13 protein-coding genes are annotated in these 14,126 nt (G+C 41.3%); 12 read left to right on the forward strand and 1 reads right to left on the reverse strand.

Annotated features, from left to right (window positions below; genetic code table 11):
* The first annotated feature begins 25 nt into the window (after positions 1 to 25).
* From PSH41_RS12240 to adk, 10 genes are all read left to right on the forward strand, one after another.
* Positions 26 to 883, forward strand: a complete 858-nt coding sequence (locus PSH41_RS12240) for an HvfB family MNIO-type RiPP peptide maturase (protein WP_443197746.1) — start codon at positions 26 to 28, stop codon at positions 881 to 883.
* A 10-nt stretch (positions 884 to 893) separates the two neighbouring features.
* On the forward strand, positions 894 to 1,646 hold the full coding sequence (locus PSH41_RS12245) for an HvfC family RiPP maturation protein (RefSeq protein WP_273589106.1): 753 nt from the start codon (positions 894 to 896) through the stop codon (positions 1,644 to 1,646).
* A 72-nt stretch (positions 1,647 to 1,718) separates the two neighbouring features.
* The gene (locus tag PSH41_RS12250; protein ID WP_004588125.1) at positions 1,719 to 1,841 is read left to right on the forward strand and encodes a hypothetical protein; all 123 of its coding nucleotides are present in this window, start codon (positions 1,719 to 1,721) and stop codon (positions 1,839 to 1,841) included.
* Positions 1,842 to 2,013: 172 nt separating this feature from the next.
* On the forward strand, positions 2,014 to 2,559 hold the full coding sequence (gene apt / locus PSH41_RS12255; RefSeq protein WP_273589105.1) for an adenine phosphoribosyltransferase: 546 nt from the start codon (positions 2,014 to 2,016) through the stop codon (positions 2,557 to 2,559).
* 3 nt (positions 2,560 to 2,562) lie between these two features.
* Positions 2,563 to 5,031: a DNA polymerase III subunit gamma/tau gene (gene dnaX / locus PSH41_RS12260; RefSeq protein ID WP_273589104.1), complete on the forward strand. Its 2,469-nt coding sequence runs from the start codon at positions 2,563 to 2,565 to the stop codon at positions 5,029 to 5,031.
* Between the two features lie 59 nt (positions 5,032 to 5,090).
* Complete coding sequence (locus tag PSH41_RS12265) at positions 5,091 to 5,417, forward strand: YbaB/EbfC family nucleoid-associated protein (RefSeq protein WP_004588122.1); 327 nt, start codon at positions 5,091 to 5,093, stop codon at positions 5,415 to 5,417.
* Between the two features lie 6 nt (positions 5,418 to 5,423).
* Complete coding sequence (gene recR / locus PSH41_RS12270) at positions 5,424 to 6,032, forward strand: recombination mediator RecR (RefSeq protein ID WP_273589103.1); 609 nt, start codon at positions 5,424 to 5,426, stop codon at positions 6,030 to 6,032.
* Between the two features lie 266 nt (positions 6,033 to 6,298).
* On the forward strand, positions 6,299 to 8,203 hold the full coding sequence (locus tag PSH41_RS12275) for an MFS transporter (RefSeq protein WP_273589102.1): 1,905 nt from the start codon (positions 6,299 to 6,301) through the stop codon (positions 8,201 to 8,203).
* Between the two features lie 145 nt (positions 8,204 to 8,348).
* Positions 8,349 to 10,262 (forward strand): molecular chaperone HtpG, encoded by a 1,914-nt coding sequence (gene htpG / locus PSH41_RS12280; protein ID WP_273589101.1) that lies wholly within the window; start codon positions 8,349 to 8,351, stop codon positions 10,260 to 10,262.
* A gap of 182 nt (positions 10,263 to 10,444) precedes the next feature.
* Complete coding sequence (adk, locus tag PSH41_RS12285; protein ID WP_004588118.1) at positions 10,445 to 11,089, forward strand: adenylate kinase; 645 nt, start codon at positions 10,445 to 10,447, stop codon at positions 11,087 to 11,089.
* 113 nt (positions 11,090 to 11,202) lie between these two features.
* Here the strand turns inward: adk and tpx are convergent, their stop codons facing one another.
* Positions 11,203 to 11,790: a thiol peroxidase gene (gene tpx, locus PSH41_RS12290; RefSeq protein ID WP_004588117.1), complete on the reverse strand. Its 588-nt coding sequence runs from the start codon at positions 11,788 to 11,790 to the stop codon at positions 11,203 to 11,205.
* 216 nt (positions 11,791 to 12,006) lie between these two features.
* Here tpx and PSH41_RS12295 point away from each other — a divergent pair, with 216 nt between their 5' ends.
* Together PSH41_RS12295 and PSH41_RS12300 are read left to right on the forward strand one after the other, a co-directional pair.
* Positions 12,007 to 13,011: a response regulator gene (locus tag PSH41_RS12295; protein WP_273589100.1), complete on the forward strand. Its 1,005-nt coding sequence runs from the start codon at positions 12,007 to 12,009 to the stop codon at positions 13,009 to 13,011.
* A 3-nt stretch (positions 13,012 to 13,014) separates the two neighbouring features.
* Positions 13,015 to 13,986: a sensor domain-containing diguanylate cyclase gene (locus PSH41_RS12300; protein ID WP_004588115.1), complete on the forward strand. Its 972-nt coding sequence runs from the start codon at positions 13,015 to 13,017 to the stop codon at positions 13,984 to 13,986.
* The last annotated feature ends 140 nt before the right edge of the window (positions 13,987 to 14,126 follow it).

Here is a 14,126-nt window from a genome sequence, read left to right on the forward strand (position 1 = left end):
GCCCTTTTTGTTTTAGGAGATAATGATGAGAGCAACACAAAACTCAGCATTTGGGATGGTGGGCTTAGGTCTTCGTCGAGAGATGCTTGATGAATTACTAGCGCATACACCAAAGCAAATTGATTTTATGGAAGTAGCGCCTGAAAACTGGCTTAAGCTGGGAGGGCGCTTTAAAAAACAATTTAAAACCTTAACTGACGCCAATAATTTTGTTTGCCATGGTTTATCGCTTTCTATCGGCTCGCCTGAACCTCTTGATATTGAATTTGTTAAATCGCTAAAAACGTTTTTTGATCAGCACAACATTAAACTATTCAGTGAGCACCTAAGTTACTGCTCTGGAAAGGGGCACATGTACGATTTAATGCCAATCCCTTTTACTGAAGATGCCATTGCACACGTTGTACCTCGCATCAAACAAGTGCAAGATATTTTAGATCGCCAAATAGCCATCGAAAATGTCTCCTATTATGCGGCGCCTGGTCAGCAGTTATCTGAGCTTGAATTTACAAACACGATTTTAGAGCAAGCCGATTGTAAGCTACTGCTTGATGTAAATAATATTTATGTTAATTCCATTAACCATGGTTACAACGCCGAAGCGTTTTTATTAGGGCTACCTTCAAAACGCATTGCATATGGACATGTAGCTGGGCACTACAATGAAGCCGATGATTTAATTGTTGATACCCACGGCGCTGATGTTATTGACCCCGTATGGGATTTGCTTGATAAAGCGTACCAAGCGCATGGGGTGTTTCCTACCTTATTGGAGCGTGATTTTAATATTCCAAGTATAAATACACTTACAAAAGAGCTTGATATTATTCACGATTTACAAAATAAGCAGTTATGCGCATCGCCTACTCAGCAATTAGCATAAAGGAAGAAATATGAGCTTTATTGACAGCCAAAATGAGTTTATGGCGCACATACGTGAGCCTGAGCATAACCCAAAGCCTAACGATATTGAAGATAGACGCATGGCGATTTACCGCGACTTATTTTTTAATAATATTGCAGGGTTTATCTCATCTGGTTTTCCGGTGCTTAAAACTTTATATACACAGCAGCAATGGCAAAAATTAATAAGGGCTTTTTTTAGTGAGCATGACTGTAAGTCGCCTTATTTTTTAGACATAGCAGGGGAATTTATTAATTACTTATCGAGCAGCTATACCCTGCAAGAGTACGATTATGCATTTATGCTGGAGCTGGCACATTATGAGTGGATAGAGCTTGATGTTTCCGTGGCTAATGAAGATACCAATGAGCAACGCTTAAAAAGCACTGAACTAACCAGTTCTGCACTTTACTTATCGAGTGTAGCGCGTAATTTAAGCTACCAATATGCGGTGCAAAATATCAGCACAGAGTATAAACCCAGCACGCCATCTGAGCAGCCAAATTACTTTGTTGTATACAGAGATGATAACGACGACGTACAGTTTTTAGCCACAAATGCAATGACCGCCTTGCTACTTTCAATAATAGAATCCAATGCGGGCATTGACTTTGAGAGTGTATGCCAGCAGGTTTTAGTCCACGCGCCTAATTTTAGCGAACAACAAATTGCGCATGGTGCGTTAAGTACGCTTAATGCAATGTGCGAGCGCGGTATTATTGTGACAAAAAATCAACATTAAGGTCTTTATAGATGTTTTTACTTCGTCTATCATGGCAGCCTTATTTGTCGTGCTTAAAAAAAGGTTATACCAATGTCAGATGATAAAGACTTTAAAGATCCGTTTAACGCTACTTACTTTATTGCTTTTTTAGCAGTTTTTGTAGGTATTGGCTGTTTAAATGCGATTTTAGGCTGGATCACAAGCCTAACTTAAAGCTCCTTGCTCTATTAAGGCTGTTGTTTATATCAGCCTTAAGCTTCTTTTCTTCCTCCACCCTTATAATTTTCAAACCACCTTGGTATTAATAACAGCAAACTCGCATTTTAACGTCAGTTAAGGTTATAATCAGCTGCTTTGAAATATAAACTATTGAGCAATTAAACTTATGACTCAAGTAACACCCGCTATTATTAAAAACAGTATCGCAACCATTGCCGACTATCCTAAACCAGGCATTATGTTTCGTGATGTAACAACACTAATGGCAAATCCAGAAGCCTTTAAAGCAACAATCGATGCTTTTATAAACGAATATAAAAACCAAGGCTTTACAAAAATTATTGGTACAGAATCTCGCGGCTTTATTTTTGGTGCACCGCTATCTTACGCGTTAGAGATCCCTTTTATTCCTGTTCGTAAGCCAGGCAAGCTACCACGCGAAGTGATTCGCCAAGATTACTTACTTGAATACGGTGAAGACACATTAGAGCTTCATGTTGATGCTATTGTCCCAGGCGACAAAGTATTATTAGTTGACGATTTATTAGCTACCGGTGGCACAATTGAAGCGACAGCAAAGCTAGTTGCAAAATTAGGCGGCACAGCCACTGATGCAGCGTTTGTTGTTTCATTACCAGAGCTTGGTGGTGAGCAGCGTATAGAAAAAATGGGTATTAAAATCTTAAAACTGGTTGAGTTTGAAGGCGAGTAATTGATGAGTTATCAGGTTCTAGCGAGAAAATGGCGTCCGCAAACCTTTCATGAATTGGTTGGCCAGTCTCATGTAAAGCAAGCGCTTGTTAATGCGCTAACGCAAAATAGACTGCATCACGCTTATTTATTCACTGGAACCCGTGGTGTGGGTAAAACGACCATTGCGCGTATTTTTGCTAAAAGCTTAAATTGTGATGTGGGTATATCGGCATCTCCTTGTGGGCAATGTAGCAGTTGTACTGACATAGAAGCAGGGCGATACATTGACTTACTTGAAATCGATGCCGCTTCTCGCACCAAAGTAGAAGATACTCGTGAAATTCTTGATAACGTTCAATATGCACCTACGCGTGGACGTTACAAAGTATACCTAATAGATGAAGTACACATGCTCTCTAAGCATAGCTTTAACGCGTTATTAAAAACGTTAGAAGAGCCGCCAGAGCATGTGAAATTTTTACTAGCAACCACTGATCCGCAAAAGTTACCTGTTACCATTTTATCGCGCTGTTTACAGTTTAACTTAAATGCACTTTCGCAAAGCGAAATTAAAACTCAGCTTGAGCATGTACTTACTCAAGAGGAGTTAAACTTTGATAAAGATGCGCTAAGTATTATTGCAAAAGCCGCCGATGGCAGTATGCGTGACGCGTTGAGCTTAACAGATCAAGCTATTGCGCAAACCAACGGCGACATAAACAATCAAGCCGTACAAGCTATGCTTGGTTTAATGGACACCCATTACAGCCAAAGTTTGCTTGCTGCTTTGTTAGCACAAGATGGTGGCGCACTGATGGACGAAATAGCCCAAGTTGCGAGCCGTAATCCTAACTATATTGCACTACTTGATGATTTAATTGCATTAACTCATCTTATTCAATTAACTCAGCTTGTCCCGCAAGCAGCGCAACTTGATGATAAAAACGCCGATTATGTTAGCCATGTTGCACAGCACACCCAGGCTCAACAAATACAGGTTTATTACCAGTTACTATTAAACGGTAAAAAAGACTTACAATGGGCGCCAGAGCCTCGTTTAGGCTTTGAAATGATAATGCTGCGTTTATTAGCATTTGAATCTGCAGCTACAACGCCTGCTCAATCGCTTCCTGAGCCTAGTGACACACCAAGTGCAGCAACGCCTGCGCCTACCAGTAGTAAAGGCCGTGCCGATGCGCTGCGTGATATATTAAATAAAAATAAAACACCATCGCAAGCCGAAACCCCTGCTCCGCAAGTAATGGTTGAGAAAAGCCAAAATCAAAGCACTGCGCAAAGCCAAACAATTGATGAACCAGTAGAGCAACCGCCCACAGAGAAGCTAACACGCTCGCCAAGTGAGCAACACAGCAACAGCGCATCAGCTGCGGCTCAAAGCCCGCAAAACGATATACCGAGCCCTGTGCAGCAAAGTGAGCACATTGCTAAGAGTGACGATGCTGCTGAGCGCCAAAGTGAAGACGATGCTTATCTGCAACACAGTAATATGGAGCAAAGCTTAGCTGCACAATTTGATGATGTTATGAGCAGTGCGGTAGAGCAAGGTTATAACCCTGCACCTGTAGCGCAACACACACAACCCGCGCCTGAAAGCGCCGATGCTAAAGATAGCAGTGTGCGTGAACAAGAAGCTCAAGCACAATCAGCAATTGCGCGAATTTTACGGGATAGAAATATATCGGGGGCAGGCAGGCTTTCTGGGGGGAGTGTAAATACCCCTGAGCAAGCGCAAACACCAAAAACACCTGCCCAAGCTACGCCTAACAGCGAAGCAAAGCCACACAATACAAGCGCGCAAGCGAGTGAGTCACAAAACGATTCACCGCCATGGCATGACCATGCGCAAGGCGATAGCGAAAAAAAGCCAACGCTCCCAGTAACAGGGAGCCAAACGCCAGCTGAGCCAGTAACGCAAAGCCAGCCAGCGCGTAAGGTTGATTTTAAAGAAAAGCATCAAACAATTACTGAAAACTTAGCGCCTGAGCTGCTTGAGCAAATTAACCCGCAAAAAAAGCCTGAGGTAATAGAGCAAGAGCCCGCTATACCGGTTCCTGATGATTTTCAAAGCCCAATTAGCGAGATTAAATTTGCGCATCAGCAAGATGAGTGGGCTTATTTAATTAAGCGTATGGGGCTTGGTGGGCGAATGCGCCAATTTGCATTACACTCGATTTTTACTAAGCAAGGCGACAGTTTACATATTGACGTGGATGAATCGCAAAAACACTTAGATACGCCCATGCTTAGGCAAAAGCTCGATGCGGCGTTATCAAGCATTTACGGGCATAACGTATCGCTGAGTATTAACTTTGCAAAAGGGGTGATTGACTCGCCTTATTTAATTCAGCAAAAAATAGATGCAGGGCGACACCAGCAAGCAATAGATGTGATCACATCTGATGAAAACATAGTACAATTTCAGCAGCTATTTAGCGCCGAAATAGACGAAAACAGTATTCAGGCATTGTAATTAAATACAATCGCCCTTATCTTCATGACAACTAGAGTTTAAAAGAAAGAGAGAAAATTATGTTTAAAGGTGGAATGGGTAACATGATGAAGCAAGCGCAGCAAATGCAAGAGCGCATGCAAAAAGCCCAAGACGAAATCGCGACGATGGAAGTTGTTGGCGAAGCCGGCGCAGGCCTTGTAAAAGTAACCATGCTTGGTAATCATAATGTGCGTCGTGTTGAGCTTGATGAAAGCCTTATGGAAGACGACAAAGACATGATTGAAGATTTACTTGCTGCAGCATGTAACGATGCTGTTCGCCGCGTTGCTGATGAAACGCAAGAGCGTATGGGCAAAGTAACTGGCGGTATGCAATTACCACCAGGTATGAAAATGCCGTTTTAAGCAAATATGCAACTTTCAGATAGTTTAACGCAGCTTATAGAAGCGCTACGTTGCCAACCGGGTATTGGTCCTAAGTCGGCTCAGCGCATTGCGTTTCATTTATTAGAGCGCGATCGTAAAGGCGGTACTCAACTTGGTAACGCATTGACCAAAGCCATGGGCGCGGTTGGGCATTGTCAGTCGTGCCGCACTTTTACTGAGCAAGCGCAGTGTGATATTTGCTTAAGTACAAAACGCCAAGACAGCGGTGTGCTGTGTGTTGTTGAATCGCCTACCGATGTGTTGGCAATAGAGCAAACAGGCCAATACCTTGGTTTATATTTTGTACTTATGGGGCATTTATCGCCAATTGACGGTATTGGCCCTAAAGAAATTGGCCTTGATATACTTGAACATAAGCTCTCGCACGGCGGTATTAACGAAGTGATTTTAGCAACCAACCCCACGGTTGAGGGCGAAACCACTGCACATTATATTGCCCAGCTTTGCCATAAATATAAAGTAGGGGCCTCGCGTATAGCGCATGGTATACCTGTTGGTGGCGAGCTTGATTTAGTAGATGGCACAACGTTAATGCATGCATTTAGTGGCCGCCGAGCGGTTATGCAGGACTAACACAACTATCTGAAATCGTTTTAAAAGCCTACATAGTAAAATATGTGGGCTTTTTTGTGTTTGCTATTTAATTACCGTATAACGTGTGTGAGTTTGCCGGTAATCATATTAAATTAATAAATGAGTTAAACTTGGCGACGTTGTGTTATAAATTATTGACTAACAACAACTAGATAACGTGATAGTTGCACGGCTCACGCGCCTTAAAAATATCGCTCAAGTTGCTATAAAAACATCAGGAATTTATCTGATTAGTAAGGAGTACTATGCAAAATAATAAACACGACAATAAAGGCGGTTTACTCAGCAGTAAGCGCTTTTTACCGCTATTTGTAACGCAGTTTTTGTCGGCTATGAATGATAATGTGTATAAGCAATCCGTGCTTATATTGTTAGTGTTTCAAGCTGCAACCCTTGGCGATGGTGCGCTGTATTCAAACCTTGCAGCGGGCTTATTTATATTACCGTTTTTTTTATTTTCAGGAATGGCGGGGCAACTAGCCGAAAAAACAGAAAAATCAAAGCTGATCCGGCTTGTTAAATTTTGCGAAATACCGATTATGGTTATTGGCGCAGCCTCTATTTTTACGCAATATGTGTGGCTAATGCTGACCACCGTGTTTTTTATGGGCTTGCAAAGTACTTTTTTTGGCCCGCTTAAGTATTCAATATTACCGCAACATGTGGCGCCTAACGAATTAACAAAAGCCAATGGCTTGGTTGAGTCTGCCACTTTTGTCGCTATTTTAATTGGTACTATTTTTGGCACCTATTACGTTACTCAAACAACAGGTCCAACTATTATTAGTATTGCCGTGTTGATACTTGCGGTACTTGGCTTTTTCAGCAGCCGCTTTATTCCTATAAGCCAAGCCAATAATCCTAATTTGCACTTTACCTATAATATTTTTTCATCCACTAAAAATGTATTTAAAGCGCTTAATGCTCAAACAGAATCGGTTGGTAAATCGGTGTTGGGTATAAGCTGGTTTTGGCTAATAGGCGCGGTTATTTTAACGGCATTACCTAATTACGTTAAGCATGTAATGGGTGGCGATGAACTCGTTGTAACCAGTGCGCTGGTGGTGTTTTCGCTAAGCATTGCCGTGGGGTCTTTGTTGTGCGAAAAGCTCTCGCGCTCACGTATTGAGCTGGGCATTGTACCTTTTGGCGCTATTTTAATTACGCTATTTTTGTATTTATTAAGCCAAGAGCCAGCTATTAGTGAATATATAGCGCCCTCTGAAAACTTATTAACGCTTAAACAAGTGCTTAATACAGGCGACATGGTATGGCATTTTGTTTGGATGGCAGGTATTGGTATTGCATCCGGTTTTTATACTGTGCCGCTGTATGCGCTTATTCAACAGCGTACCGAGGAGGCAAGTCGTTCGCGGGTGATTGCTGCTAATAATGTGCTTAATGCGCTCTTTATGGTTGGCAGTGCCATATTAAGTATTGTAACGCTCTCTGTTTTAGAGTGGCATATTTCGTCGTTACTATTGCTTTTGGCGGGGCTTAATTTGCTTATCTCTATTTATATTTACACTAAGGTACCGGAATTTTTCTTGCGCTTTGTTATCTATATTTTAGCCATATGCATGTATCGCGTGCGCACAAAAGGGCATGAAAATATTCCAAGCGAAGGCGCAGCCGTTATTGTGGCTAACCATGTAAGCTTTGTAGATTGGATGTTTATTTTAGCCACTTCGCCTAGGCCTATACGCTTTATGGTGTTTGCTCCCATTTATTATTCAAAAGCGCTGCATTGGCTATTTAAAATGGCAAAAGCTATTCCAATTGATAGCGAAAAAGCCAACCCAAAGGCGTTTGCAAAAGCATTTGATGAGGTTGCCGCAGCGCTTGAACGCGGTGAGTTAGTTGGTATTTTTCCTGAAGGAAAACTAACAAGTAATGGTGAAATGGACATGTTTAGGCGGGGCATTGAGCGCATTATAGCGCGCACACCTGTGCCTGTTGTGCCCGTTCACTTAGGTGGCTTGTGGGGCAGTATGTTTAGCCGTAAAGCCAAGTGGCAACTACCACGCCTTAAATGGTCATTAGTATCGGTGAGTGTGGGAGAGCCGATTGGCGCTGAGCAGGTAAGTGCTAATTATTTGCACGAACAAGTCAGCGCTTTAAAAGCCCAGCACGCTATAAATACACCGTAATTTAATCCTAAAAGCCACATTTTTATGTGGCTTTTTATTTATGTCAGCGCAAAAGCTGCTTTTTTAAATTTTTCCCTTGAAGTTACTCCACCTCACCCCATATTAAGTGCATAACGCAGACACTTTGCTAATTGGAGATACATAAATGACTGCAGCACAAAAAGAAACATTAGGCTTTCAAACAGAAGTAAAACAACTATTAAACTTAATGATTCATTCGTTATATTCGAATAAAGAAATATTTTTACGTGAACTTGTATCAAATGCATCAGATGCCGCCGATAAGCTACGCTTTTTAGCGCTTTCTGATGGCGACCTTTACCAAGGTGATGCCGATTTACGTGTACGTATTAGCGCAGATAAAGAAGCGAACACAATTACCATATCTGACAATGGTATTGGTATGACGCGCGAAGAAGTGATTAGCTCTTTAGGAACTATTGCTAAGTCGGGTACTGCTGAGTTTTTCAAAAACTTAACCGGTGACCAAAGTAAAGACTCGCAATTAATTGGTCAATTTGGTGTTGGTTTTTACTCGGCATTTATTGTGGCTGATGAAGTGACAGTGCGCACGCGTAAAGCGGGTGAAACACAAGCGTACGAGTGGCAATCACAAGGTGAAGGTGAGTACACGTTACAAGAAATTGAAAAAGAAGGCCGTGGTACGGATATCATTTTACACCTGCGTGAAGAAGAAAAAGAATACGCGGATGAATACCGTTTACGTAGCATCGTTACTAAATACTCAGATCATATTTCTACGCCTGTACAAATGTATAAAGCAGAAGTACCTGAGTCTGAAGGCGAAGACGGCGAAAAAATCCCTGCAGTTCCAGGTGAATGGGAAAGCATTAACCGTGCAACCGCTTTATGGACACGTGATAAGTCAGAGGTTTCTGATGAAGAATACAAAGAGTTTTACAAGCATGTAAGCCATGATTGGGAAGAGCCGCTAAACTGGGCGCACAATAAAGTAGAAGGTAAAACTGAGTACACAAGCTTATTGTATATCCCTAAAAAAGCGCCGTTCGATTTATGGAACCGTGAGCGCCAAAGTGGCTTAAAACTGTATGTTCAACGTGTCTTTATTATGGATGACGCTGAGCAATTTATGCCAAGCTATCTGCGCTTTGTAAAAGGCTTACTTGATTCAAACGATTTACCGCTAAATGTATCGCGCGAAATTTTACAAGATAACAAAGTAACGCAAGCGATTCGTAAAGGGTGTACGTCTCGTATCTTAAAAATGCTAGAGCGTATGGCTAAAAACAAAGCCGAAGACTACCAAACATTTTGGAACGAGTTTGGCCAAGTAATCAAAGAAGGCCCAGCAGAAGATACAGCGAATAAAGAAGCCATTGCTAAATTGTTACGCTTCTCATCTACGCATACCGACTCAGAAACACAAGATGTATCGCTTGAGCAATACATTGAGCGTATGAACGATGAGCAAGATAAAATTTACTACGTAGTTGCTGATTCGTTTACAGCGGCTAAAAACTCGCCGCACTTAGAAATCTTCCGCAAAAAAGGCATCGAAGTATTATTACTAAGTGACCGTGTTGATGAGTGGATGATGAGCCACTTAACTGAGTTTAACGAAAAACCATTCCAGTCAATTACACGTGGCGACCTTGATTTAGGTAAGCTTGACGACGAAGAAACGAAAAAAGCGCAAGAAGAGTCTGAAAAAGAAGTAGAAGGCTTAATTGAGCGCATTAAAACAGCGCTAGGTGAAGAGGTTAAAGAAGTTCGCTTTACGCATCGCTTAACAGACTCTCCTGCCTGTGTGGTTAGCGATGAGAACGACATGAGCTCGCAAATGCAAAAGCTTATGGAGTCAGTAGGGCAACCTGTACCAGAGGCTAAGCCAGTGTTTGAGCTTAACCCTGAGCATCAGTTAGTTAAGCACTTAAACGATGAGCAAGACGAAGATAAGTTTGCACAGTGGTCTCATGTATTACTAGACCAAGCTTTACTTGCTGAACGCGGTACATTAAAAGATCCTACCGGGTTCGTAACACGTTTAAACAAGTTAATGCTTGATTTAAATAAGTAAGGCTAACAGGCTCTTTTAATTGCTAAAAGAGCCTAAAATATAACCATAATTATAAAGGAAGCGTATGCTTCCTTTTTTTATGTGCTCTAAAGTAGGCAATTAGTATAAGTTGCTTGAGTATCTGCAGCGCTTGTGGAAGAATTCAGGCTTTAAAATAAATATCCATACTAGGGGACAATGATATGCGCATTATTCTTTTGGGCGCGCCAGGTGCTGGTAAAGGTACTCAAGCTCAGTTTTTAATGGACAAATACGGTATTCCACAAATTTCTACCGGTGATATGCTTCGTGCAGCCATTAAAGAAGGTACACCACTTGGCTTAGAAGCGAAAAAAGTAATGGATGCAGGTCAGTTAATTTCTGACGATATCATCATTGGTTTAGTGAAAGAGCGTATTGCTAAACCAGACTGCGAACAAGGCTTTTTACTTGATGGCTTCCCACGTACCATTCCACAAGCAGATGCTATGAAAGAAAATGGCGTTGTGGTTGATCACGTTATTGAGTTTGACGTTGCTGATGAAGTAATTGTTGAGCGTATGGGTGGACGTCGCGTACATCCTGGCTCTGGCCGTGTTTATCACGTTGTTTACAACCCACCAAAAGTGGAAGGTAAAGACGATGAAACAGGCGAAGAGCTTATTATTCGTGCAGATGACACGGAAGAAACAGTTCGTAAACGTTTAGCTATTTACCATGAGCAAACTATGCCATTGGTTGATTACTACCAAGCTGAAGCGCAAGCAGGTAACACGCAGTACCATAAAATTGATGGTACGCAAGCTGTTGAAACAGTAAGTCAGCAACTAGCAGAGCTTTTAGGTTAATATAATCTAAACACAGCTTAGGTATTAAAAAACCGCCCTTGGGCGGTTTTTTTGTATTTAGTAGCTTTTAACAATTTAAAATTAAACCACCAAAGGTCAACACGCCCTGTTACCTATAACGTTTTTAGCTTTTCTATTACTGGGTCGTAGTTTGGCTCGGTAGATAAATTAGACACGAGCTGTTTGTATATCACTGTATGGCTTTTATCTAAAATAAGCACAGCGCGAGTTAGTAGCCCCATATCTTTTATAATTAAGCCATATTTTTGCCCAAAGTCTCGCCATACAGAGTCAGAAAGGGCTGTTACTTTGTCGATGTTTTCAGCATTACAAAAGCGTTTTTGGGCAAAAGGTAAATCGGCACTGATGGTTAGTATTGCGATAGCAGGAAATTGCGTCGCTACTTTTTCATTAAAATGTTTGGTTTGTAAGCTACAAATGCCAGTATCTAAACTTGGCACCACACTGATTAATACAGCTTGCCCTTTGTAATCATTAAGATTTACAGGGGCAAAACCACCATCAACCACTTTAAAATTTGGCGCATTATCACCTACACTTACACCTTTACCTAACAAAGTGACAGGCTTACCCTGAGCAGAGACCTTACCTGCATCAAGCGTGTTTTCTGGGTACTGTGATGCGTGCCCAACTGAGCTTAAAGCCAGTGTGCTTAGTGCAAAAATAAGAGAGCGTACCATAGGTTATTTCCTTTTAAATTAACGCAATAGGTTTGAGTGTATTATACTCAATATCACTGACCAAGCGATTAAATATCACTGTAAAAGTAATAATAAGTTCTGTGATATATAAATTGTAAACTGCATGAACTTTTATTAACATGTAGTTACAAAATGTATCTTTAATAAAGTCATAAGGCCTATTGACAACATTGGGTTAAATAATAGAGAGATAGTATGTCAACATCCGTATTAATATGTGACGACTCAAAATTAGCGAGGCGCCAGCTAGCCCGCTCTTTACCAGATGACTGGGATATTAAAGTAGAGTTTGCTCAAGATGGTGTTGATTGCATCAAAAAACTAAAAATAATCGAGCCCGAAATTCTTTTTCTTGATTTAAACATGCCTGAAATGGACGGTTACGAAGTCCTTATGGCCATGAAAGAGCAAGGCCTTAATATCCTAACCGTGGTTGTATCTGGCGATATTCAGCCAAATGCGCACCACCGCGTACTTGAATTAGGCGCCATTGATTTTATCCAAAAACCTTGCTCACCTGAAAAACTTGCCGATATTATCGAGCATCATGGCATTAAAGATAAAGCCATGCGCGAGCGTCTTGCTCATTCTTTAGGTGAACAAGTAGACCCAGATGTGCGCGATATATACCAAGAGCTTACAAATGTCGCTATGGGCCAAGCAGGCGATTTGCTTGCACGGCTTTTAAATGTGTTTGTAGAGCTGCCAATTCCGAATGTGAATGTGCTTGAAGTTAATGAACTGGATATGGCGCTGCAGTCAATTGACAATAATGCTGCCACATCAGGGGTGTGCCAAGGCTTTATTGGCGGTGGCGTATCGGGCGAGGCATTACTTTTATTAAACGATTCAAGCTTTAAAGAAATTGCGTCACTGATGAATTACGACGGTGAGCTTAACGACAAAGTTGAGCTTGAGCTACTTATGGATATTAGTAATATTTTAATAGGCTCAATTTTAACGGGGCTTTCTAAACAGCTAGATATGTCTTTTAGCCAAGGTCATCCCATTGTACTTGGCCAACATCGCGATGTATCTGAATTGGTTAAATCAAATAAATCTCGTTGGCAAAGAACCTTAGCGATAGAAATAAGCTACGGCATCGAAAACCACGATATTAACTGCGATCTTATGCTGTTATTTACCGAAGATTCACTTAAAACTTTGAAATACAAAGTTGCTTACCTATTAGAAGACTAAGTTATGGCCGCTGATTTAGAAATGAATGAGATCCATTGGTTAATGGATATGTTTAACACGGTTGATGTGGGCCTGGTTGTACTGGATAGAAATTATAAAGTGTGTGTGTGGAATGGCTTTATGGAAAACCATTCTGGGCTATTGCCAAGTGCTGTAAAAGACAAAGACCTATTTGATTTATTCCCATCAATTGATGAAAAATGGTTTAGAAGCAAGTCAGAGTCTGTATTTGTACTTAAAAACCGCTCCTTTACAATCTGGGAGCAGCAACCTTACATTTTTCGTTTTAAAAACTACCGTCCCATTACCGGTAAAGCGGATTACATGTACCAAAATGCGACCTTTATTCCACTTACCAACACACTGGGTGAGGTCAGTCATATTTGTATCATTATTTATGATGTTACCGATGTGGCAGTCAATAAAAAAGAATTAGAAGATTTAAATAAGCGTTTAGAGCAAGTAAGCCAAACCGACAGTTTAACGCAACTGTTTAACCGTGGGCATTGGGAAAGCACACTGCACCAAGAGTTTTTACGTGTTAAGCGCAGCGGTGGCAGCAGCACATTATTGATGTTTGATATCGATCATTTTAAAAAAATTAATGATGAGCATGGCCATAGTTGTGGCGATGAAGCGCTACGCCACCTTTCAGAACTGCTACGAACGACGCTTCGCGAAACCGATATAGCAGGGCGTTATGGTGGGGAGGAGTTTGTTGTTACTTTACTCGATACCGACAAGCAAGGCGCAGCAACTTTTGCCGAGCGCATAAGAGCGTTAATAGAAGCCAACCCTTTTGTTTATAAAAACACAAAAATAGAGATGACTGTGAGTGTTGGTTTTGCAGGAAATAGCCCTGACTTTGCAAAACATGAGCGGTGGATTGAAGCCGCTGACAAAGCCCTGTATCACTCAAAAGAGCATGGCCGTAACAGAGTAACCGATTTTGAGGATATAAAAAATGACGCATAAGCGTCATTTTTTATGCGCTGCTAAAATTAAGGCAGCGGAAATATTACTGCTAAATTAAAGTAACCAAGGATGCACCTAATTGCGCTGCAAGCTTTGGCAGTCAATACTTAACAAGGGCTTAGTTAAAGTGCCATTTTTAT

This window comes from Pseudoalteromonas sp. CST2, from assembly GCF_028599385.1.
Lineage (GTDB): Bacteria > Pseudomonadota > Gammaproteobacteria > Enterobacterales > Alteromonadaceae > Pseudoalteromonas > Pseudoalteromonas atlantica.

Excerpts from the sequence above, each read along its gene's own strand:
- apt (WP_273589105.1), top strand. The coding sequence starts at position 2,014 with ATGACTCAAGTAACACCCGCTATTATTAAAAACAGTATCGCAACCATT.
- recR (WP_273589103.1), top strand. The coding sequence starts at position 5,424 with ATGCAACTTTCAGATAGTTTAACGCAGCTTATAGAAGCGCTACGTTGC.
- adk (WP_004588118.1), top strand. The coding sequence starts at position 10,445 with ATGCGCATTATTCTTTTGGGCGCGCCAGGTGCTGGTAAAGGTACTCAA.
- PSH41_RS12295 (WP_273589100.1), top strand. The coding sequence starts at position 12,007 with ATGTCAACATCCGTATTAATATGTGACGACTCAAAATTAGCGAGGCGC.
- tpx (WP_004588117.1), bottom strand. The coding sequence starts at position 11,790 with ATGGTACGCTCTCTTATTTTTGCACTAAGCACACTGGCTTTAAGCTCA.
- htpG (WP_273589101.1), top strand. The coding sequence starts at position 8,349 with ATGACTGCAGCACAAAAAGAAACATTAGGCTTTCAAACAGAAGTAAAA.
- PSH41_RS12300 (WP_004588115.1), top strand. The coding sequence starts at position 13,015 with ATGGCCGCTGATTTAGAAATGAATGAGATCCATTGGTTAATGGATATG.
- PSH41_RS12275 (WP_273589102.1), top strand. The coding sequence starts at position 6,299 with ATGCAAAATAATAAACACGACAATAAAGGCGGTTTACTCAGCAGTAAG.
- PSH41_RS12265 (WP_004588122.1), top strand. The coding sequence starts at position 5,091 with ATGTTTAAAGGTGGAATGGGTAACATGATGAAGCAAGCGCAGCAAATG.
- dnaX (WP_273589104.1), top strand. The coding sequence starts at position 2,563 with ATGAGTTATCAGGTTCTAGCGAGAAAATGGCGTCCGCAAACCTTTCAT.
- PSH41_RS12250 (WP_004588125.1), top strand. The coding sequence starts at position 1,719 with ATGTCAGATGATAAAGACTTTAAAGATCCGTTTAACGCTACTTACTTT.
- PSH41_RS12245 (WP_273589106.1), top strand. The coding sequence starts at position 894 with ATGAGCTTTATTGACAGCCAAAATGAGTTTATGGCGCACATACGTGAG.
- PSH41_RS12240 (WP_443197746.1), top strand. The coding sequence starts at position 26 with ATGAGAGCAACACAAAACTCAGCATTTGGGATGGTGGGCTTAGGTCTT.